The 21,486-nt window shown below is 64.0% G+C and carries 20 protein-coding genes; 14 read left to right on the top strand and 6 right to left on the bottom strand.

Features of this window, described 5'->3' with window-relative positions:
• Nucleotides 1–60 precede the first annotated feature (60 nt).
• The 6 genes from ACP92_RS21250 to ACP92_RS21275 all read left to right on the top strand — a co-directional run bounded on the left by ACP92_RS21250 (nucleotide 61) and on the right by ACP92_RS21275 (nucleotide 6,631).
• Nucleotides 61–846, top strand: a complete 786-nt coding sequence (locus tag ACP92_RS21250; RefSeq protein ID WP_013236188.1) for an ABC transporter ATP-binding protein — start codon at nucleotides 61–63, stop codon at nucleotides 844–846.
• Between the two features lie 26 nt (nucleotides 847–872).
• Entirely contained in the window at nucleotides 873–1,652 is a 780-nt protein-coding gene (locus ACP92_RS21255; RefSeq protein ID WP_013236189.1) for an ABC transporter permease, read from the top strand.
• Nucleotides 1,653–1,838: 186 nt separating this feature from the next.
• Nucleotides 1,839–3,395 carry an ABC transporter ATP-binding protein gene (locus ACP92_RS21260; protein ID WP_013236190.1) on the top strand — a complete coding sequence of 519 codons (1,557 nt, stop codon included), beginning with the start codon at nucleotides 1,839–1,841 and terminating at the stop codon, nucleotides 3,393–3,395.
• On the top strand, nucleotides 3,388–4,482 hold the full coding sequence (locus ACP92_RS21265) for an ABC transporter permease (protein ID WP_013236191.1): 1,095 nt from the start codon (nucleotides 3,388–3,390) through the stop codon (nucleotides 4,480–4,482). Before ACP92_RS21260 ends, ACP92_RS21265 begins: the two co-directional genes overlap by 8 nt.
• Before the next feature lie 16 nt (nucleotides 4,483–4,498).
• Nucleotides 4,499–5,419: an ABC transporter permease gene (locus ACP92_RS21270; protein WP_013236192.1), complete on the top strand. Its 921-nt coding sequence runs from the start codon at nucleotides 4,499–4,501 to the stop codon at nucleotides 5,417–5,419.
• 72 nt (nucleotides 5,420–5,491) lie between these two features.
• The gene (locus tag ACP92_RS21275) at nucleotides 5,492–6,631 is read left to right on the top strand and encodes a BMP family ABC transporter substrate-binding protein (RefSeq protein WP_013236193.1); all 1,140 of its coding nucleotides are present in this window, start codon (nucleotides 5,492–5,494) and stop codon (nucleotides 6,629–6,631) included.
• Between the two features lie 101 nt (nucleotides 6,632–6,732).
• Here ACP92_RS21275 and ACP92_RS21280 read toward each other — a convergent pair whose 3' ends face one another.
• Complete coding sequence (locus ACP92_RS21280) at nucleotides 6,733–7,008, bottom strand: HigA family addiction module antitoxin (protein WP_013236194.1); 276 nt, start codon at nucleotides 7,006–7,008, stop codon at nucleotides 6,733–6,735.
• Nucleotides 7,009–7,027: 19 nt separating this feature from the next.
• On the bottom strand, nucleotides 7,028–7,306 hold the full coding sequence (locus tag ACP92_RS21285; protein ID WP_041312325.1) for a type II toxin-antitoxin system RelE/ParE family toxin: 279 nt from the start codon (nucleotides 7,304–7,306) through the stop codon (nucleotides 7,028–7,030).
• 237 nt (nucleotides 7,307–7,543) lie between these two features.
• Here ACP92_RS21285 and minC point away from each other — a divergent pair, with 237 nt between their 5' ends.
• From minC to prmC, 8 genes are all read left to right on the top strand, one after another.
• A complete protein-coding gene (gene minC, locus ACP92_RS21290; RefSeq protein WP_048348632.1) occupies nucleotides 7,544–8,338 on the top strand; it encodes a septum site-determining protein MinC in 795 nt (264 codons plus the stop codon).
• An 82-nt stretch (nucleotides 8,339–8,420) separates the two neighbouring features.
• A complete protein-coding gene (gene minD, locus ACP92_RS21295) occupies nucleotides 8,421–9,236 on the top strand; it encodes a septum site-determining protein MinD (protein ID WP_013236197.1) in 816 nt (271 codons plus the stop codon).
• 1 nt (nucleotide 9,237) lies between these two features.
• Nucleotides 9,238–9,507, top strand: coding sequence for a cell division topological specificity factor MinE (gene minE, locus ACP92_RS21300; protein ID WP_006465131.1), 270 nt, complete (start codon nucleotides 9,238–9,240; stop codon nucleotides 9,505–9,507).
• A gap of 127 nt (nucleotides 9,508–9,634) precedes the next feature.
• Nucleotides 9,635–10,336 carry a response regulator transcription factor gene (locus tag ACP92_RS21305; RefSeq protein ID WP_013236198.1) on the top strand — a complete coding sequence of 234 codons (702 nt, stop codon included), beginning with the start codon at nucleotides 9,635–9,637 and terminating at the stop codon, nucleotides 10,334–10,336.
• A 203-nt stretch (nucleotides 10,337–10,539) separates the two neighbouring features.
• On the top strand, nucleotides 10,540–11,832 hold the full coding sequence (gene hemA, locus ACP92_RS21310) for a glutamyl-tRNA reductase (protein WP_013236199.1): 1,293 nt from the start codon (nucleotides 10,540–10,542) through the stop codon (nucleotides 11,830–11,832).
• A 108-nt stretch (nucleotides 11,833–11,940) separates the two neighbouring features.
• Complete coding sequence (prfA, locus tag ACP92_RS21315; RefSeq protein WP_013236200.1) at nucleotides 11,941–13,020, top strand: peptide chain release factor 1; 1,080 nt, start codon at nucleotides 11,941–11,943, stop codon at nucleotides 13,018–13,020.
• Nucleotides 13,021–13,184: 164 nt separating this feature from the next.
• A complete protein-coding gene (locus ACP92_RS21320; RefSeq protein WP_013236201.1) occupies nucleotides 13,185–13,679 on the top strand; it encodes a disulfide bond formation protein B in 495 nt (164 codons plus the stop codon).
• Nucleotides 13,679–14,512 carry a peptide chain release factor N(5)-glutamine methyltransferase gene (gene prmC, locus ACP92_RS21325; protein WP_013236202.1) on the top strand — a complete coding sequence of 278 codons (834 nt, stop codon included), beginning with the start codon at nucleotides 13,679–13,681 and terminating at the stop codon, nucleotides 14,510–14,512. The genes ACP92_RS21320 and prmC overlap by 1 nt, the downstream gene beginning before the upstream one ends.
• A 14-nt stretch (nucleotides 14,513–14,526) precedes the next feature.
• On the opposite strand, the gene ACP92_RS21330 is transcribed toward prmC, so the two are convergent.
• The 4 genes from ACP92_RS21330 to ACP92_RS21345 all read right to left on the bottom strand — a co-directional run bounded on the left by ACP92_RS21330 (nucleotide 14,527) and on the right by ACP92_RS21345 (nucleotide 21,477).
• Nucleotides 14,527–18,126: an indolepyruvate ferredoxin oxidoreductase family protein gene (locus tag ACP92_RS21330; protein WP_013236203.1), complete on the bottom strand. Its 3,600-nt coding sequence runs from the start codon at nucleotides 18,124–18,126 to the stop codon at nucleotides 14,527–14,529.
• Nucleotides 18,127–18,625: 499 nt separating this feature from the next.
• Nucleotides 18,626–19,633: a cytochrome-c peroxidase gene (locus tag ACP92_RS21335; protein ID WP_013236204.1), complete on the bottom strand. Its 1,008-nt coding sequence runs from the start codon at nucleotides 19,631–19,633 to the stop codon at nucleotides 18,626–18,628.
• Between the two features lie 150 nt (nucleotides 19,634–19,783).
• Nucleotides 19,784–20,671 (bottom strand): phenylalanine 4-monooxygenase, encoded by an 888-nt coding sequence (gene phhA, locus ACP92_RS21340; protein ID WP_013236205.1) that lies wholly within the window; start codon nucleotides 20,669–20,671, stop codon nucleotides 19,784–19,786.
• Nucleotides 20,672–20,751: 80 nt separating this feature from the next.
• Nucleotides 20,752–21,477, bottom strand: coding sequence for a GNAT family N-acetyltransferase (locus tag ACP92_RS21345; protein WP_013236206.1), 726 nt, complete (start codon nucleotides 21,475–21,477; stop codon nucleotides 20,752–20,754).
• Nucleotides 21,478–21,486 lie beyond the last annotated feature (9 nt).

The following is a 21,486-nucleotide window of genomic DNA, read 5'->3' on the forward strand; positions in this document are numbered from 1 at the left end:
CCCGGCAGGCCGGAAGCAGCGCGGCCAGCCGGGGCCGGTAGCCCCAACCTGAATGCATTCATGAGCGAACCCTTCGTCGATTTCCGCCACGTCTACCTGGCCTATGATGGCGCCGCCGAGTTTGCGGTGGAAGACATCGACCTGCAGACCCGCGCAGGCGAATTCATCGCCATCGTCGGCCCGTCCGGCTGCGGCAAGTCCACCTTCATGAAGCTGGCCACGGGCCTGAAGCAGCCCAATCGCGGCAGTGTCGTCATCGATGGCCAGACCGTCACCGGACCGCTCAAGTTCGTCGGCATGGCCTTCCAGGCGCCGACCCTGCTGCCCTGGCGCACGACGCTGGACAATGTGCTGCTGCCGCTGGAGATCGTCGAGCCCTACCGGCGCGACTTCAAGCAAAAGAAGGCCGAGTACACCGAACGCGCCCTCAGTCTCTTGAAGACCGTGGGCCTGGACGGCTATGCCGACAAGTTCCCTTGGCAGCTCTCGGGCGGCATGCAGCAACGCGCCTCGATCTGCCGCGCGCTGATCCACGAACCCAAGATGCTGCTGCTGGACGAGCCCTTCGGCGCGCTCGATGCCTTTACCCGTGAAGAGCTGTGGTGCGTGCTGCGCGACCTGTGGGCGGAGCGCCGCTTCAATGTCATCCTGGTCACGCACGACCTGCGCGAAGCCGCCTTCCTGGCCGACACCATCTACGTGATGAGCAAGCGCCCCGGCCGCATCGTGGTGCGGCGGGAAAATCCGCTGCCGCGCCCCTGCCCGCTGGAGACCACCTATACCGACGGCTTCAATGCGCTGGTGCACGAACTGCGCGAGCACATCGGCCACGTGCGCAATACCTGAAGACCGCAGCCCGATCAAGGAAACTCATGAAAACTCCCTTCCAAGGCAAACTCAACCGCGCTGCGACCACGCTGGCGCCCTGGTTCCTGCTGCTGGTCATCCTGGGCGTGTGGCAATTCATCTGCAGCGTGTGGCAGGTCTCGGACTTCATCTTCCCCAGCCCGGGCTCCATCCTGCAGGCCATGGTGGACTATGCCGGCCCGATCACCGAACATGCGCTCTCGACCTTCTGGGTCACCATGGTGGGCTTTGCCATTGCCGTGGTGGTGGGCGTGACGCTGGGCTTCGTGATCGGCTCGTCGCCCATGCTGTACGCCGCCGCCTATCCGCTGATGACCGCCTTCAACGCCTTGCCCAAGGCGGCGTTCGTGCCGGTGCTGGTGGTCTGGTTCGGCATCGGCGCGGGGCCGGCGATCCTCACGGCCTTCCTGATCTCCTTCTTTCCCATCATGGTCAACATCGCCACCGGCCTGGCCACGCTGGAACCTGAGCTGGAAGACGTATTGCGCGTGCTGGGCGCGCGCCGCATGGATATCCTGCTCAAGGTGGGCCTGCCGCGCTCCATGCCCTATTTCTTTGCCTCGCTGAAAGTGGCCATCACGCTGGCCTTCGTGGGCTCGACTGTGTCCGAGATGAATGCCTCCAACCAGGGTATTGGCTACCTGCTGGTGTCGGCCGGTTCCTCGATGAAGATGCCGCTGGCCTTTGCCGGACTGGTGGTGATCGGTGCGATGGCCATGGCCATGTACGAGCTCTTCGCCATCATCGAGAAGCGCACCACCGGCTGGGCGCACCGTGGAAAATGAGATAAATCGGTCTTTGCGCCACAGTGGCGGCGGAAAACCCTGCAAAAGCGGTATGCGGCGCGGCCCAATTTGACTATCATGTCGCGCGTGCAAGCCGCCTGGGGTGCGCTTCTGGCGGCAGGCCAGCGCCGGCGCAGACCGCCTTGCAATCCGACATGACGATACATCACACCACAGGGAAATCACGTGAGCGCAGTTCCACTCCGTCTTGAAATCAGCCATGTGCGCAAGGCCTATCCAGGCGTGCTGGCCAACGACGATGTCAGCCTGGCGGTGGCGCCCGGCGAGATCCACGCCGTGCTCGGGGAGAACGGCGCGGGCAAGTCCACCCTGATGAAGATCATCTTCGGCGCGGTCAAGCCCGATGCCGGCGAGATCCGCTGGAACGGCGAGGCGGTGCAGATCGCCAACCCGCAGGTGGCGCGCAAGCTGGGCATTGCCATGGTGTTCCAGCATTTCTCGCTGTTCGACACGCTCACCGTGACCGAAAACATCGCCCTGGGCCTGGACGCCAAGACCGATCTGAAGGAACTGGCCGAGCGCATCACCCGCACCGGTGAGAAATACGGCCTGGAGCTGGAACCGCAGCGGCACGTGCATACGCTGTCGGTGGGCGAGCGCCAGCGCGTGGAAATCGTGCGCGCCCTGCTGACCGAACCACAGTTGCTGATCCTGGATGAACCGACCTCGGTACTGACACCACAGGCGGTGGAAAAACTCTTTGTCACCCTGCGTCGCCTGGCCGACGAGGGTTGCAGCATTCTCTACATCAGCCACAAGCTCGACGAGATCCGCGCGCTGTGCCACAGCGCCACCGTCATGCGCGGTGGCCGTGTGACCGGCAACTGCGATCCGCGCAATGAAAGCAGCGCCAGCCTGTCGCGCATGATGATCGGCGACGAACTGGTGCGCCTGCAACGCGAACGCAATCCGGAGTCCATGCGCAATGAGCGCAAGCTGCACGTCAATCGTCTCTCGCTGCCCAAGGCGCATCTGTTTGCCACCGAACTCAAGGACATCGAATGCGAAGTGCGGGCCGGGGAAATCGTCGGCATCGCCGGCGTCTCGGGCAATGGCCAGCAGGAGCTGCTGGCGGCGCTGTCCGGGGAAGACCAGCGTGCCGCCCCTCACATGATCATGCTGGGCAGCAAGGCCGTGGGCGACCTCTCGCCCAACCCGCGCCGCGCGGCGGGCCTGGGCCTGGTGCCGGAAGAACGCCTGGGACGCGGCGCGGTGCCGACCCTGTCGCTCACCGCCAATATGCTGCTGTCGCACCAGAAGGCGCCTTATGTGAAGCGCGGCATGATCGATTTCGGATTTACCCGTCGTGCGGCGGCCTCCATCATCGAGCGTTTCAAGGTCAAGGCCGCCGGTCCCGATGCGCCGGCCAAGAGCCTCTCGGGCGGCAATCTGCAGAAGTTCATCGTTGGCCGCGAAATGGAACGCAAACCCGCCGTCTTCGTGGTGGCCCAGCCGACCTGGGGGGTGGACGTGGGCGCGGCCGCGCAGATCCACGGCGAAATATTGAAACTGAAACAGGAAGGTTGTGCCGTGCTGGTGATCTCGGAAGAACTTGACGAATTATTCGCATTATGTGATCGCCTGCATGTCATCGCCAAGGGGCGTTTGTCGCCTTCCATTCCCATCGAGCAGGCCACGCGCGAGCAGGTCGGTGTGTGGATGAGTGGCTTGTGGGATGAACCGGCGGCATTGGACAAGGGTACGGAGGTGGGCAATGGCTGAGCGCTTGAGCTTCCCCTTGCGTCTGGAACTGCGCGGTGCGCCGTCCCGGACCATGACCTATCTGTCACCGGTGATCGCCATCGTCGCCACGCTGTTGCTCGGTGCGCTCTTGTTCCTGGCGCTGGGCAAGGATCCGCTGGCGGGGCTGAAGGTGTTCCTGATCGATCCCTTCAATGGCAAGCGCGCCATCAGCGAACTGCTGCTGAAATCGGTGCCGCTGATCCTGTGTGCGCTGGGGCTGGCGGTGTGTTTCCGCGCCAGCATCTGGAACATCGGCGCGGAGGGTCAATTCACCGTCGGCGCGCTGTGCTCGGGGGCCATGCTGGTGTGGCTGGATGTGCCGGGCCATGGCGTCTCCGGCGGCATGGGACTGGTGCTGATGATCGTGGCCGGCGTGATCGGCGGCGCGCTGTGGGCGGCCATCACGGCCTTCCTGCGCGACCAGTTCAATGCCAATGAAATCCTGGTCTCGCTGATGCTGACCTACGTAGCGCAGCTGCTGCTGATGTGGGCCGTCAACGGCCCGCTGAAGGATCCCAATGGCATGAACTTCCCGCAGTCCAAGGTGTTCTCCAGCGAGTTCATGCTGCCCACGCTGATATCGGGCACGCGCCTGCACATCGGCTTTGCGGTGGCCATCGTGGCGGCGGTGCTGATGGCCATCTTCATGATGCGCAGCCTGCGTGGATTCTCCCTCATGGTCGGTGGCGTGGCCCCGCATGCGGCGCGTTACGCGGGCTTCTCGGCGCGCTCGGCCTTGTGGGTGTCGCTCTTGATCTCGGGGGCCTTTGCCGGACTGGCCGGAGCCTTCGAGATCGCCGGTCCGATCGGCCAGCTGTTGCCCTCGGTGTCGCCGGGCTATGGCTTTGCGGCCATCATCGTGGCCTTCATCGGCCGCCTGCATCCCATCGGCGCGATCCTGGGCGGACTGATCATGTCGCTGCTGTACCTGGGCGGCGAGCTGGCGCAGTCGCGCCTGGGGCTGCCCTCGGCGATCACGGGTGTGTTCCAGGGCATGCTGCTGTTCCTGCTGCTGGCCTGCGATACGCTCATCGATTACCGCCTGGCGTGGAACAAGAAAGTCTAAGGAATCAGGACAGGACATGGAACAACTCGCTCCTCTCATCGCAGCCTCCATCAATGCCGGCACGCCCCTGCTGCTGGCGGCCATCGGGCTGTTGATCAACGAACGTTCCGGCGTGCTCAACCTGGGCGCCGAGGGCATGATGCTGGTGGCCGCCATCGCTGGCTTTGCGGTCGGCTATACCACCAAGAGCCCGCTGCTGGGCTTCATGGCGGGCGCGGTCTGCGGCATGCTGATGGCTACGCTGTTCGCCTGGCTGGCGCTGCGCCTGGCCACCAACCAGGTCGCCACGGGGCTGGCGCTGTCGATCTTCGGCGCGGGGCTGTCGGCCTTCGTGGGTCAGCGCTTCGTCGGGCTGGCGCTGCCGGCGCAGTCGACGTCAGTGCCGCTGCTGGGCGATCTTCCCTTCCTCGGCCAGGCGCTGTTCCACCAGCACTGGATGAGCTATGTCGCCTTCGCGCTGTGCCTGGCCAGCATCTGGTTCCTCTATCGCACGCGCGCCGGACTGGTCTTGCGCGCCGTGGGCGAGTCGCCCGAATCGGCGCATGCACTGGGCTATTCGGTGCGCGGCATCCGCTATCTGGCGCTGCTGTTCGGCGGCGCCTGCTGCGGCCTGGCGGGGGCCTACATGTCGCTGGTCTATACCCCCATGTGGGTCGAGGGCCTGGTGGCCGGACGCGGCTGGATCGCACTGGCCCTGACGGCCTTTGCCACCTGGCGTCCGGCACGGGTCTTGCTGGGCTCGCTGCTGTTCGGCGGCGTCACCATCGCCCAGTTCTACCTGCAAGGCATGGGTGTGACGGTACCCTCGCAGATCCTGTCGATGGCGCCGTATCTGGCCACCATCGTGGTGCTGGCGCTGATCTCGCGCAACCCCGACTGGATCCGCCTGAACATGCCGGCCTCGCTGGGCAAGCCCTTCCGTCCGGGCGCATCCTGACATTCTGGATGTGATCGCATCGTTTTCTGTAGCAGCAACTGCATTTATCCACTGACCTTGAGGGAGAACACAATGAAGATTTCGCGCAGGGCATCCTTGACGATGCTCGCCACCCTGGCCGCAGCAACCCTGATCGGTTGCGGCAAGAAGGAAGAACCTGCGGCCGCCGCGCCCGCTGCTGCGCCGGCTGCCGCTGCACCTGCCGCCGATCCGCTGAAGGTCGCCTTCGTCTACATCGGCCCGGTCGGCGACGCCGGCTGGACCTTCGCGCATGACAAGGGCCGCAAGGCAGTCGAAGAGAAATTCGGCGACAAGGTCAAGACCACCTTCGTGGAAAACATCCCCGAGTCGGCAGCGGACGCCGAGCGCGTGTTCCGCCAGCTGGCCACCGATGGCAACAAGCTGATCTTCGGCACCACCTTCGGCTACATGGAAGCCATGCTCAAGGTCGCCAAGGAATTCCCGGACGTGAAGTTCGAACACGCCACCGGCTTCAAGACCGCCGACAACCTGGCGCAATACGACGTGCGCACCTATGAGGGCGCTTACCTGGCCGGCGTGGTCGCGGGCAAGATGAGCAAGTCCGGCAAGCTGGGCGTGGTGGCCTCGGTGCCGATTCCGGAAGTGATCCGCAACATCGACTCCTTCACCCTGGGCGCGCGTTCGGTCAACCCCAAGGCCACCACCGCCGTGGTGTGGGTCAACAAGTGGTTCGATCCGGGCAAGGAACGTGAAGCCGCCACCACCCTGATCGGCCAAGGCGTGGACGTGCTGATGCAGAACACCGACTCGGCCGCCGTGGTGCAGACCGCGCAGGAAAAGGGTGTCTACGCCTTCGGCTGGGACAGCGACATGACCAGCTTCGGCCCCAAGGCCCACCTGGCCGCCTCTGTGATCAACTGGGGCGTGTACTACACCGCGCGCGTGCAGGCGGTGCTGGATGGCTCGTGGAAGAGCAGCACCAGCTGGATCGGCCTGAAGGAAAACGGCATCGACCTGGCCGCCTTCAATCCGGAACTGCCGGCTGACGTGAAGACCTTGGTGGAAGAGCGCAAGAAGGGCATCGTCGATGGCTCCGCGCCGATCTGGAAGGGTCCGATCAAGGACAATGCCGGCAAGGAAGTGCTGGGCAAGGACGCCGTGGCTGATGACGGCTTCCTGCATGGCATCAAGTTCTACGTCGAGGGCGTGGATGGCAAGGTGCCGGGCTGATCTCCGGCTGCTTGCGGGCGCGGCTTGGCGCGCCTGATGCATGAATGGATGTTGGTTGAAGACCGCCGGCGCGTTGCAGCGTCGGCGGTTTTTTGTTGTGCTCAGGCAGTGATGCGCTCGATGGGTGGGCGCTCCAGCTTGCTGGCGGCATGCAGATCGTATTGCAGCTGCATCCCGGCCCACAGTTCGGGACTGGTGCCAAAGGCAGCCGCCAGGCGATAGGCCATATCCGGCGAGATGCCAGCTGCGCCGTTGACGATGCGTTGCAGGGTGACGCGACTGACGCCAAGCCGCATGGCGGCTTCGGTCACGGTCATTTCACCCAGGTATTCCCTCAACACCTCGCCAGGGTGAGGTGGGTTGAACATGCGATTCACGTTGGACCTCCATTGATTGTCAGTGATAGTCGCGGTAATCCACCAGTACCGCGTCCTTCCCCTCGAAAGCGAATATCAGCCGCCAATTGCCGTTGACGGTGATCGCCCATAGCCCCTTGAGCTCACCTTTTAGTGGATGCAGCGCCCATGCGGGCGCAGAAAGATCTTCCGGTTGGGTGGCTTGGTCCAGCGCGGCCAGCTGCAGCCTGAGCTTGCCCGCATGAGCAGCCTGAATGCCAGCCTTGCTGCCCGTCTCAAAGAAACGTTGCAGCCCTTTGTGTCGGAAATTCTTGATCATTGCCCAAATGTATCGCGTAGCGATACTATTTACAATAAATTTTTCCGGTTGCCTTGCTTGCAACACTGCAATATTCCAACAAACGCCGCGGCTGCGTCGAAACAAGCCTGATCCGAGCACGCCGAAAACCCCGCTCCAGCGCTATCACAGCCGCATCCTGCCTGTATAATGCACAGCCAAACCGGGCGGAGGAATGGCGTTTTCGTTCACTTTCCGCCGCATTGAACTACAGGATTTATGCAAAAAGCGCGCAAACCGATCGAAATAAAAATTTCCACAGTGGTTGCCATTTCGGCAATTCTGCATGAAACCGATCCGACTTCGCTGGAACAGGCCCTGAAGGAAATGACGGGCGGGGTGGCGGATTTCTTCGAGGACGAATTCGCCGTGCTCGACATCGGCACGCTGGAGGCCGACGCTGCCGCAGGCATCGACTGGAGCGCCGTGGTGGCGCTGTTCAAGCGCTTCCGCTTGAATACCGTGGCCGTGCGCAATGCTCCGCAAGCGTTGCACGAGGGCATCGTCGCCCATGGCCTGGCCATCGATACCTCGGCCGTGGCCGGGGCTGGCGCGGCCAATGCCCGCGCCCAGCAAGCCGCCGCCCAGGAAGCGGAACCGGCGCCGGTCCAGGCCGCCGCCCCGACGCCCGCCCCTGCCACTGCGGCAGCCCAGCCCGCTGCTGCGGCACCGGCCGCCAATACGGTGGTCATCGACACCCCGGTGCGCGCCGGCCAGCGCATCTATGCGCGCGGCGCTGACCTGGTGGTGTTGGCGGTGGTCAACAATGGCGCCGAACTGATCGCCGACGGCTGCATCCACGTCTACGCGCCGCTGCGCGGGCGTGCGCTGGCCGGCGCTTCGGGCAATACCGCGGCGCGCATCTTCGCCGCATCGCTGGAAGCGGAACTGGTTTCCATTGCCGGGGTCTATCGGACCTTCGAGAACGGTCATGCTCCGGAGCTGGCGGGCAAGCAGGTGCAGGTGCGCCTGCAAGGCGAACGTATCGACGTGCTGCCGATGTCGTCGTGGTAAGACTCTGGTGTAAATCATTTAAAGCATTCAAACGAATCCAGCCGGACCAAGCCGGCGTACTGTTCTTCTTAAGGAGTTTTTCGTGGCAAAAATCATCGTTGTGACTTCGGGTAAGGGCGGCGTCGGCAAAACGACGTCCAGCGCCAGTTTCGCATCGGGCCTGGCCATGCGCGGCCACAAGACGGCCGTGATCGACTTCGACGTCGGTCTGCGCAACCTGGACCTGATCATGGGCTGCGAACGCCGCGTGGTCTACGACCTGATCAACGTGATCAACAAGGAAGCCACGCTGAACCAGGCCCTGATCAAGGACAAGCACTGCGACAACCTGTTCATCCTGCCGGCCTCGCAGACCCGCGACAAGGACGCCCTGACCGAAGAAGGCGTGGAGCGCGTGCTGAACGACCTCTCCAAGATGGACTTCGACTACATCATCTGCGACTCCCCCGCCGGCATCGAGCATGGCGCCGTGATGGCCCTGACCTTTGCTGACGAAGCGGTGGTGGTGACCAACCCGGAAGTGTCCTCGGTGCGCGACTCCGACCGCATCCTCGGCATCATCCAGGCCAAGTCGCGCCGCGCTTCCGCCGGCGGCGAGCCGGTCAAGGAACACTTGCTCATTACCCGCTACTCGCCCAAGCGCGTGGAAGACGGTGAGATGCTGTCCTATACCGACGTCCAGGAAATCCTGCGCATTCCGCTCATCGGCATCATCCCGGAGTCGGAATCGGTGCTGCAGGCGTCCAACCAGGGCTCTCCGGCCATCCACCTGAAGGATACCGACGTGGCCCAGGCCTACCAGGACGTGGTGTCGCGCTTCCTCGGCGAGACCGTCGAACTGCGTTTCACCACCTACGAAAAGCCGGGTCTGTTGCAGCGCATCTTCGGAGGTAAGTGACATGTCCCTGCTTTCTTTCCTGTTCCCCAGCAAGCCCAAGAGCGCGGTGGCGGCGAAGGAGCGGCTGCAGATCATCATCGCCCGCGAACGATCCAATGGTCGCCAGGGGCCGGACTTCCTGCCGGCGCTGCACAAGGAACTCATCGAGGTGATCTCCAAGTACACCAAGGTCAACGCCGACGACATCAAGATCTCGCTGGACCGCCAGGGCAACCTGGAGGTGCTGGACGTGAACGTGGTGCTGCCCGACAGCGACGTCCCGGCCGCCTGAGGCTGCCTGCGCGGTGGCGTGATCTCTGGCAAGGGCAGCCCCGGCTGCCCTTTGCTTTGTCTGCCGCTATTGACCTTACTCCGGTGATTTCCGTTATTGCTCCTCTCCCTTGCCCGCGCCTGCCGCCATGAAGATAGGCCTGCTCAGTTCCGATGCCGATACCGTGAGCCTGGTCAGCCAGTTGGGCTATCCACATGACTGCACGCACTGCACCAGCCTTGAGGAGCTGACCTCGCTGAGCGCCGACGGGGCGCAATTGCTGGTGCTGGATCTGGATGACCTGCTGCCGCAGGCCGATGAACTGGTCGAACTGGTACGCCGCCTACGCCCGCCACTGGCGACGGGGCCGGCACCGGCGGTGCTGCTGCTGGCCACGCCGGCGCACCAGGACTGGCTGTGGGCGTTGCGCCAGGCGGGCGCGCAGGAACTGCTGGTCAAGCCGCTGCGACGCCAGGAACTGGCCCTGCGGATGGATCTGCTCATGCGCACCGCCGAGCCGGCAGAGGCCCAGACACGGGTCATCGCGGCCGGCGGCTTCCTGCTGGACCTGGCGCGACTGCGCGTAACGCATCCGCAGCGCCCGGAGCTGGAGGCCAGCCTGACCCGCAAGGAGGCCGAGCTGGCGCTGCTGTTCCTGCAGAACCTGGGCCGGCCATTGTCGCGCGCCTTCCTGCAGGAAAAGGTGTGGGGCGCCGAGCCCGAACTGCCCACCCGCACCATCGACACCCATGTCTCGCGGGTGCGCACCAAGCTCGGCCTGCAACCTGGCCACGGCTACCGGCTGGCGACCGTCTATGGTTATGGCTACCAGCTTGAACGGCTGGACTGAGGCCCCGCAGGGTGTTGCAGCAGCGCCATGACGCGGGGGGCAACACTGATCCATATCAGGGACCACGATGCTTTCTCCCGCACCGGCCCCAACCGGAAATCGGGCAAAGAGTATAATTGTTCCCAAAACCGGGGCTGAATCTGTCCATTTTTCCGCCCGAATCTGCACCATCCCTGCTCAACGGCCCTGCTGCCGCGTACTCCATGCATTTGCTTGCCGTCGGACTCAACCACACTACCGCGCCGGTCTCGCTGCGCGAGAAAGTGGCTTTCCCCGCTGACCAGATCGGCCAGGCGGTGGCGTCGGCGCGCGCATGGTTTGGCGGCCACGACAAGATCGTGGCCTCGGGCGAAGCCGCCATCCTGTCCACCTGCAACCGCACCGAGCTGTATGCGGCTGCGGCAGCCGGCAAGGATGGCGTAGAGTTCGCCATCGACCGCACCGCGCAGTTCCTGGCCGATTATCACCACATCCCCTACGCCGATCTGCGTCCCTACCTGTATTCCCTGCCCCAGGACAACGCCGTGCGCCACGCCTTCCGCGTGGCCTCCGGACTGGACTCGATGGTGCTGGGCGAGCCGCAGATCCTGGGCCAGATGAAGGACGCCGTGCGCCAGGCCGATGCCGCCGGCGGCCTGGGCACCTACCTGCACCAGCTGTTCCAGCGCACCTTCGCGGTGGCCAAGGAAGTGCGCAGCACCACCGAGATCGGCGCGCACAGCGTGTCCATGGCGGCGGCAGCGGTGCGGCTGTCGCAACGCATCTTCGATTCGATCTCGGGCCAGAACGTGCTCTTCATCGGCGCAGGTGAAATGATCGAGCTGTGCGCGACCCACTTCGCGGCGCAGAATCCCAAGACCCTGACCGTGGCCAACCGCACCATGGAGCGCGGCGAAACCCTGGCCCATCGCTTCAACGGCAAGGCCATCCGCCTGGCCGACCTGCCGGCGCAGCTGGCGCAGTTCGACATCGTGGTCTCCTGTACGGCCTCGTCGCTGCCCATCATTGGCCTGGGGCTGGTGGAGCGGGCGGTGAAGGCGCGTCGCCACAAACCCATCTTCATGGTGGACCTGGCGGTGCCGCGCGACATCGAGGCCGAAGTCGGCCGTCTGGACGACGTCTTCCTCTATACCGTGGACGATCTGGCCTCGGTGGTGCAGACCGGCGTGGAAAACCGCCAGGCGGCGGTGGCCCAGGCCGAAGCCATCATCGAGACGCGGGTGCAGTCCTTCATGCACTGGATCGACAGCCGCGCCATGGTGCCGCTGATCCAGGACCTCAACGAAACCGGCGAGGCCCTGCGCCTGGCCGAACTGGAACGCGCCCGCCGCATGCTGGCCAAGGGCGAGGATGTGGAAGCGGTGCTGGATGCGCTCTCGCGCGGCCTGACCGCCAAGTTCCTGCACGGCCCGCAACAGGCCCTGCACCACGCCCAGGGCGAGCAGCGCAGCCAGCTGGCGGCGCTGCTGCCGCAGCTGTTCCGCGCCAAGCGTTAGCGATTCCCCCTCTCGTCGGCCACCGCGCGTGGCCGGCCCCCTGCGCCGCAACTTGCCGGCCGCCGCTGTCCTCCCTTGTCCTTCCCTTGTTACCGGATTCGAATAGCCATGAAACCATCGATGCTCGCCAAACTCGACCAGCTCGCCGAGCGGCTGGAAGAGCTCAACAGCCTGCTGGCCCAGGAAGACGCCACTGCCAGCATGGACAACTTCCGCAAGATGACCCGCGAACATGCCGAACTCGGCCCGCTGGTGGCGCTGTATCACGAATATGTGCAGGCCGCCGAAGACATCCGCACGGCCCAGGAACTGCTGGCCGATCCCGACATGAAGGCCTTCGCCCAGGAAGAGATCGACGGCGCCAAGGCGCGCATGGAAGGCCTGGAGCTGGACCTGCAAAAGATGCTGCTGCCCAAGGACCCCAACGACGAGCGCAACATCTTCCTGGAAATCCGCGCGGGCACGGGCGGCGACGAGTCAGCGCTGTTCGCTGGCGATCTGCTGCGCATGTACACCCGCTATGCCGAGCGTCAGCGCTGGCAGGTCGAGATCGTGTCGGCGTCCGAATCCGAACTGGGCGGCTACAAGGAAGTGATCGCCCGCATCGTGGGCCTGGGTGCGTACTCGCGCCTGAAGTTCGAGTCGGGCGGCCACCGCGTGCAGCGCGTGCCGGCCACCGAGACCCAGGGCCGCATCCATACCTCGGCCTGCACGGTGGCGGTGATGCCCGAGGCCGACGAGGTCGGTGACGTGGAAATCAACCCGGCCGACATCCGCATCGATACCTACCGCGCCTCCGGGGCCGGCGGGCAGCACATCAACAAGACCGATTCGGCCGTGCGCATCACCCACCTGCCCACCGGCATCGTGGTGGAATGCCAGGATGATCGCAGCCAGCACAAGAACAAGGCCCAGGCCATGAAGGTGCTGGCCGCGCGCATCAAGGACGTGCAATTGCGTCAACAGCAATCCGAGGAAGCGGCCACGCGCAAGTCGCTGATCGGCTCGGGCGACCGCAGCGAGCGCATCCGCACCTACAATTTCCCGCAGGGACGCATGACCGATCACCGCATCAACCTGACGCTCTACAAGCTGGACTTCATCATGGATGGCGACCTCGATGAACTGACCAATGCCCTGATCACCGAGCACCAGGCCGAGCTGCTGGCGCAACTGGGCGACGACTGAAGCCAGGAACCAAGGGGGGGACAGCGGTTCAGAGACTCGTACGCGGACCCAGCGGTACTGCCTGAGGGGGCAAGATGCAGCCGGGACGGGTGTCTACTACAATCCCGTCATGGCCTGGCTGGCGGTCGGGGCTATTCCATTGACGAAAAAGACAGAGAAAGAACATGAAATCATCCAAACCGGTTTTCCTGCTGGTCGCCCTGGTCTGCATCGCCCTGCTGGGCTTTGCCATGTACCTGCAGATCGTGGAAGAAATGCAGCCCTGCCCGCTGTGCGTGATCCAGCGCTACATGTTCGTGCTGGTAGCGGCCTTTGCGCTGATCGGCGCCTTCCTGCCGGAAGCGGCGCGGCGCGCCAGCGCGGCCCTGGCCGCCCTGGCGGCGCTGGGCGGCGCGGGCACGGCGATCTGGCATCTATATGTGAAGGCGCATCCGGGCGTCTCCTGCACCACCGATCCGCTGGAAACGGCGTTGAACCAGCTGCCCACGGCCAAGCTGTGGCCGCAGATGTTTACCGCTGACGGCTTTTGCTCGGCGCCCTGGCCGCCGGTCTTCGGATTGCAGATCCCGACCTGGTCGCTGATCTGGTTCGCGGTGCTGGCGCTGGTGCTGATCGTGCAGATGCTGCGCCGGGCGCCGCGCACCACGATCTGGAAGTAATGCCCATCCTGCCCTCCTATGCGGGCTGCACGCTGGCCACGGTGCTCAAGACCGCCCCGCTGGACCCGCTGGAAAACCGCATCCTGCTATGCCACGCCCTGCGCCTGACGCGGGTGCAGCTCATCACCCAGTCCGAGCGCCAGCTCAGCGCCGCCGAAGCCGAGACGCTCGCAGCGCTGCTGGCGCGGCGTCTGCGCGGCGAGCCCATCGCCTACATCGTCGGACAGCGTGAATTCTATGGACTGGATTTGCGCGTCTCGCCGGACGTGCTGATCCCGCGCCCGGATACCGAACTGCTGGTGGAGCTGGCGCTGGAACGGCTGCCCCAGGGCGGTAGCGCCCTCGATATGGGGACCGGCTCCGGCGCCATCGCCGTGGCAATCGCCCATACGCGCCCGGACGCCCAGGTCACGGCGCTGGACGCCAGCCCCGCCGCGTTGGCCATCGCAAGAGAAAACGCCAGCACGCACCAGGTGCGCGTGCGGCTGCTGGAAAGTGACTGGTATGGCGCGCTCGACGCAGACCAAGCATTCGACCTGATCGTCTCCAACCCACCCTACATCGTCGCCGGCGACATCCACCTCTCGCAAGGCGACCTGCGCTTCGAACCCGTCGATGCGCTCACCGACCATGCCGATGGCCTGTCGGACCTGCGCACCATCATCGAAGGCGCACCGGCCCATCTCAAGGCCGGCGGCTGGCTGCTGATGGAGCACGGCTACGACCAGGCTGCCGCCGTACGCGCCCTGCTCACCGGCGGTGGCTGGCGCGAAGTACAAAGCTGGCGCGACCTGGCCGGCATCGAGCGGGTCAGCGGCGCCCGCCTGGGCTGACCCGCCGGCTGCGTTCAGGCAGCTTGCTGGCCGCCTCCTGGCGGTGATTGCGGCTGAGTTTGTGCCGCTGCCTGGCCGAGTTGCGCCAGCAGGGCTGCCTGCTTTTCCATGGCGGCCTTCAGATGGCGCTCCTTGACGTGACCATAGCCGCGGATCTCTTCCGGAATGCGGGCCACGGCGGTGATCTGCTCCAGGTTCTCGGGCGTGAGCCGATCCAGCAAGCGCGAGAGCGTCGCACGATACTCGGTGATCAGCGCACGCTCCTGCCGGCGCTCCTCGGTATAAGCAAAGGGATCCAAGGCCGTGCCGCGCAGGAAGCGCAGCCTGGCCAGCACGCCAAAGACCGGCATCATCCAGCTGCCGAAGGCCTGCTTGCGCAGATGGCCCTTGTCATCGCGCTTGGCCAACAGCGGTGGGGCAAGGTGGAAGCGTAACTTGTAGTCACCTTCGAACATGCCGGCGATCTTGGCCCGGAAGGCCGGATCGGCATGCAGGCGGGCGACTTCGTATTCATCCTTGTAGGCCATGAGCTTGAAGAGATAACTGGCCACCGCACGACTGAGCTTGAGGCCACGGCCTGCTTCGCCTAAGGCGCTTTCCCGCGCCCGCACCTGCTCGACGAAATCGCGATAGCTGCGCGCATAGGCGGCGTTCAGGTAGTCGGTCAGGAAGGCCACGCGGCGCTCCACCAGTTCATCCAGGGTGGGCGTGCGCTTGAACTCGATCACCTGCGCGCTCATGCCATTGCGGCCAGCTGCGGCCAGCACGAACGCCACGTCATGGGCGGCAGCCCGGCCCCAGGCGAAGGCTTGCTTGTTGAACTCGACCTGCAATGCGTTGAGTTCGATGGCGCGCAGCAGCGCTGCTTCCGACAGCGGCACCCAGCCCTTTTGCCAGGCATAGCCCAGCATGAACATGTTGGTCGCGATGGCGTCGCCCATCAGCGCCGTGGCGATGCGACCGGCATCGACCAGCGACAGGTTGTCACGCCCGCAGGCGCGCGCAATCTCGCCCTCGCTGGAGGCGGTGGGGAATTGCCAGTCCGGATTGCGCACGAAGGCCGCTGTCGGCATCTGGGTCGAATTGACGGCTGCGTGCGTGCGTCCTTCACCCATGCGTGAGAGTGCATCGCGGCTGGCGGTGACGATCACGTCGCAGCCGATGACCAGATCGGCCATGCCGGTTCCCACCCGGGTCGAATGGATGTGCGCCGCATCCTCGGCCACGCGTACGTGCGACATCACCGGGCCGCCCTTCTGCGCCAGGCCGCTCATGTCCAGCACCGAACAGGCGCGTCCTTCGACGTGGGCGGCCATGGCGATGATCTGGCCAATGGTGATGACACCGGTACCGCCCACGCCGGTGACCAGAATGCCATAGGGCTGCGCCAAGCCCGGCAGCACCGGCTCGGGCAGGCTGGGCAGGGCCGGGCCGACGTCAGCCTGGGCGCGGGCCGGCTTCTTCAGTTGCCCGCCTTCCACCGTCACGAAGCTGGGGCAGAAACCATTGACGCAGGAATAATCCTTGTTGCAGGACGACTGGTTGATCTGGCGCTTGCGACCGAATTCGGTTTCCAGCGGTTCTACCGAAAGGCAGTTCGATTGCACGCTGCAATCGCCGCAGCCTTCGCACACGGCCTCATTGATGACGGCGCGCTTGGCGGGATCGGGATAGGCATTGCGTTTGCGGCGACGACGCTTTTCGGAGGCGCAGGTCTGGTCATAGATCATGGCGGACACGCCCGGCTGTTCGCGCAGCTCGCGCTGCACGGCGTCGAGTTCGCTGCGATGGCGGATGGTGACGCCTTCGGCCCATTGGGTCCCCACTGGATACTTGTCCGGTTCGTCGGTGACCACGATGATGGGACGCACGTTTTCCGCCGCCAGCTGGCGCGAGATCATGGCCGGGTCGAGCGGTCCATCGAACTCCTGCCCGCCGGTCATCGCCACGGCGTCGTTGTAGAGGATCTTGTAGGTGATGTTGACCTTGGCCGCGACCGAGGCGCGCACCGCCAGCAAACCCGAGTGGAAGTAGGTGCCATCGCCCAGATTGGCGAAGACATGCTTTTCATCCGTGAAGGGCGCCTGGCCGACCCAGGTCACGCCTTCGCCGCCCATGTGGGTGAACAGCTTGGTCTCGCGGTCCATCCAGGTCACCATGTAATGGCAACCGATGCCGGCCAGGCCACGGCTGCCCTCGGGCAACTTGGTGGAGGTATTGTGCGGGCAGCCGGAGCAGAAATGCGGGATGCGGTCCTTGTCGGGATCAGGCTTGCTGCTGATGTTGAGCGTGGCTTCCTTGGCTTCCAGGTAGGCCACGCGGGCGCGCACCTGCTGCTCCACCGGGTGTCCCGCGAAGTAGCGCGAGATGCGGGTAGCGATGGCGCGGGCGATCTGCGCCGGGTTCAATTCATAGGTCGCGGGCAGCAGCCAGTTGCCGTGGCCTTCGCGCTGCGAACCGCTCCACTCGCCGGTGTCATCGAACTTGCCGACCACGCGGGGACGCACGTCGTCGCGCCAGTTGTAGAGTTCTTCCTTCAACTGGTATTCGAGGATCTGGCGCTTCTCCTCGACCACCAGGATTTCATCCAGGCCCTGGGCGAATTCACGCACGCCCTCGGCTTCCAGCGGCCAGGTCATGCCGACCTTGTAGAGGCGGATGCCGATGTCGCGTGCAGCCTGTTCATCGATGCCCAGGTCTTCCAGCGCCTGGCGCGTATCGAGGTAGGACTTGCCGGCGGTGATGATGCCGATGCGTGCGCGGGGACTGTCCCAGATGATGCGGTTCAGTTTGTTGGCGCGCGCGTAGGCCAGCGCGGCATACCACTTGTAGTTGATCATCCGTGCTTCCTGACCTAGCACGGTATCCGGTTGGCGGATGTTGAGGCCATCGGGTGGCAGTTCGAAATCTGCCGGCAGCTGGATCTGCACGCGCTCCGGATCGATCATCACCGACATGCCCGACTCGACCAGGTCAGTCACGCACTTCATCGCCACCCACAAGCCGGTATAACGGCTCATGGCCCAGCCATGCAGGCCGTAGTCGAGATACTCCTGCACCGAGGATGGATAGAGCACCGGAATACCGCAGGCCTTGAGGATGTGTTCGCTCTGGTGAGCCGCGGTGGAGGATTTGGCAGCGTGGTCATCGCCGGCAATCACCAGCACGCCGCCATGCCTGGAGGTGCCGGCCATGTTGGCGTGCTTGAAGACATCGCCGCAGCGGTCCACGCCGGGCCCCTTGCCATACCATAGCGAGAACACGCCATCGTATTGCGCGCCCTTGAACAGATTGACCTGCTGCGTGCCCCATACGCTGGTGGCGGCCAGGTCTTCGTTCATGCCGGGGTGGAACTTGATCTGCTTCGCTTCCAGGTATTTGCGCGCCTTTTCGGCGGTCTGGTCGACCGCGCCCAAGGGTGAGCCGCGGTAGCCGGTGATGAAGCCGGCGGTGTTGAGGCCGGCGCGTTGGTCGTATTGACGTTGCAGCATCGGCAGGCGCACCAGCGCCTGGATGCCGGTCATGAAGACACGGCCGCGTTCTAGGGTGTACTTGTCGTCCAGGGAAACATCGTCCAGCAGCAGGCGCTGCCCGGCGGGTAGGGGTGCGTTCATGTGGTCTCCGTGCCAAAAATCTTGTTTTTGCCTGCACATGCTCCCGGCAGACTTTTCTGTCGGGATGGGGAACACCTCAGCCTTGTGGGCCGGGTCTTCTTCAGGTTGTACTTCAAGTTAGCACAAGGGTGAGCCACCTGCTACGCGCGCCGCAGCAGGGTTTTCGGGTTTTTTTGGCATGCAGGAAACACTTTCCGCAAGTCCTGCGGCGTTGATGCCCGGGTAGAGAAGAAAATGCCGGAAAGACAAAAACAACAATATTTCCGGCTGAAAAAAAAGAGCTGCAGCCAGCTCAAGTGTTACAAGCAAGACGTGAATGTAACATCCAGTAAAAGCCATTGGACCAGCTTCGGCACTGACGTTTAATAGACCTCACTTGAACAGCGATTGATTGGTATCCGTTACTGTGCAAGGTTCCTCCCCTCTAGTGTTGAAAGCACCACTAGCTCGCGGATCTGGCTCCCCCTGTCAGATCCGCTTTTTTTTTGCCGGCGACTTTTCAGGGATGATCGAAGGGTTGCGGCCGCAGTGTCTTCTCCGAAGAGGGCGGCAACACCGGTAACTGCAAACGCGGCTGCTTGCCGGTCAGCGTCTTGAGGAAGGCGACCACCTTGGCGTTCTCGTCGGCGCTGAACTGCCGGCCCAACTGGATGCGCGCCATGGTATCGACCGCTTCGGCCAGAGTGGCGGCGCCGCCATCGTGGAAGTACGGATAGGTCAGCTCGACGTTACGCAGGGTCGGCACCTTGAAGTGGAAACGATCGGCCTCCTTGCCGGTCACGTCGGCGCGTCCCTGCGCCGGATTGCTGGTCTGGTAGGGCGCCACCAACCCCATCTTCTGGAAAGAATTGCCGCCCACGGCGGGGCCATTGTGGCAGGCGATGCAACCGGACTCCTTGAAGAGCCGGTAGCCTTCCTGCTCCTTGCGCGTGAGCGCGCGCCGGTCGCCCTTGAGCCATTTGTCGAAGCGGGAATCGGGCGTGACCAGGGTTTCCTCGAAGGCCGCAATGGCCTGCGTCACTTCTTCCATGCCCAGCTTTTGGTTGCCAAAGGCTTGCTTGAACGCCGCGACGTAGCCCGGAATGGACTGCAATACCTCCACCGCCAGCGCATGCGAAAACGCCATCTCCTTGGGATTGGCGACCGGACCACCGGCCTGGGCCTTCAGATCAGCAGCGCGGCCATCCCAGAACTGGGCGGCATTGAATTTTGCATTGAGCACCGTGGGCGAATTGATCGGCCCCTGCTGCCAGTTGTGGCCGATGGAGCTCCTCAGGTTGTCCGTTCCCCCCATGGAAAGGTTATGGCAGGAATTGCAGGAGATGAAACCGGATTTGGACAGGCGCGGATCGAAAAACAGCTGCTTACCCAATTCCACCATGGCGGGATTACGGACCTGGGCCGGTTGGATAGGGGTAATCGGCTCGGGGCCAGCGGCACTGGCGGGCGAGGTGAACTGAGCGCTGGCGGCGAACAACAGAATGCTGAGGATGGGCTTGCATGACATGGCGGGCTCCTGGGTGGCGGACAATGAAGCGTTTCATTGTCCGCAGGCCCATAGGCAGCCTTCTTGACTTGCGTCACCCCTGTCGTTGGAAGTCAGCAAACTGATTGCCGATCTAGAGATTATTCGATGCAGCCGCCAGGTGGTGCGGGTTCAGACCAGGTGGTTGGCTGCGAGATTCGTTTCGCCCGCCAGCAGGGCGTTGGCGGGCAAGGGCTCCTGCTGTTTCAGGCGTTCATAGAAGGGGGTGAAGTCGGGCGCCGTATCGTTGAATAGTTGCTCGAAGTCGCGGATGACGAAATAGGTCTCCTGGTAGGTATCGATCTTGTAGAGCGTGCGCATGATGCGCTCGACCTGGAACGGCACGCGGCGCGGCTTGTCGCTGGAGAGGCAATACTCCACTTCGCCGCCGGAGGACAGGATGCCCGCGCCATAGATGCGCAGGCCAGCCTCGCTCTGGATCAGGCCAAACTCGATGGTGTACCAGTACAAGCGCGCCAGGTAGGCCAGGCCGTCGAGCTTGAGGGCCTTCAGGCCGCCCTTGCCGTATTCCTGCAGGTGATTGGCGAAGACCGGATTGAACAAGAGCGGTACGTGGCCGAAGAAGTCGTGGAACAGGTCGGGCTCGACGATGTAGTCGAACTCATGCTCCTCGCGCAGCCATACGGTGACCGGGAAACGGCGGTTGGCCAGGTGTTCGAAGAAGGTCTGGTCCGGCACCAGACCCGGCACGGCGACCAGCTGCCAGCCGGTGGCCTTGTAGAGGGCGTCGGTGGTGCGGTCGAAGCGCGGGATGCCTTGCGAGACGTCGAGGGCCTTCAGGCTCTCGATGAAGACATCGCAGGCGCGCCCCGGAATCAGCCTGGCCTGGCGCTCGTACAGACGCCGCCACAGCGCGTGCTGGGCCGGCGTGTAGCCTTCCCAGTTCTGGGCCACGACGTAGTTGGCGTCGGCCTGGCTGTAGTCGCCGCGCAAGGCTCCGCTATCGGACTTGGTGGCGACGGTGGCGAAGAAATCATCGGTGTTGGGATTGGTGCTCATGGCATACCCGTTATCAAAGTGAGGCGCATATTATGCGCCCCCTCGCCCGGATGGTCATGTGCGCTTGCGCAAGAAGCGCGTCAGGCGGCCGGAGGCGGTGCGCCGTCGTCCTTCTTTCTGGCGCCGATGCCGGTCACGCGTGCGCCCCATTTGAGCAAGGCCTTGAAGTTGGCCTTGACGATGTAGTCCAGCATGGCGACCTGCTCTTCCAGGGCTTCCTGAAAGACCGTGGCCGAATTGGCGGGCTTGATCTTGAGGTAGGCGTCGGCCTCGCCATAGTCGCGGTGGATTTCCATGCCCGCCTTCTTGGCGATGTGCATCATCACCTTGTTGGACGAGAGGCAGTGCATGTACAGCGTATCGACGTCGGCATTGCGACAGTGCATCGCGGCGCGCATGAACAGGCGCGTGCCTACACCCAGTCCGCGCGCCGCCGCCGAGACCGACACGCCGAACTCGGCCACCACCGGCTTGATGGTCGCACCGCTGATGCGCGTGGCTTCCTTGGGCGCAAAGGCCAGATGTCCCACGCCCAAGAGGCGCAGGCGACGGTCGTAGACGCCAAAGACGGTATCGCGCTCGAAATTGATGCCCTCGACGTAGCGCGTGACCATGTCGTCGGAGAGCTTGGAACCGAAGCGCAGCAGACGATCCTTTTCTTCCAGCGCCAGGAAGTGGCGCAGCAGGTGGCGGCGCGAGCGTGGCGACAATTCCTTGACGAACACGTGCGGCTTTTCCTGTCGCTCGTCCTGCTCCGTTTTGCTGCCGCGCAGGCGTTTGAGCAGCCGGGCCAGAGGATTACTCATCGTCGCTCC

The sequence above is a fragment of the Herbaspirillum seropedicae genome (assembly GCF_001040945.1).
Lineage (GTDB): Bacteria > Pseudomonadota > Gammaproteobacteria > Burkholderiales > Burkholderiaceae_D > Herbaspirillum > Herbaspirillum seropedicae.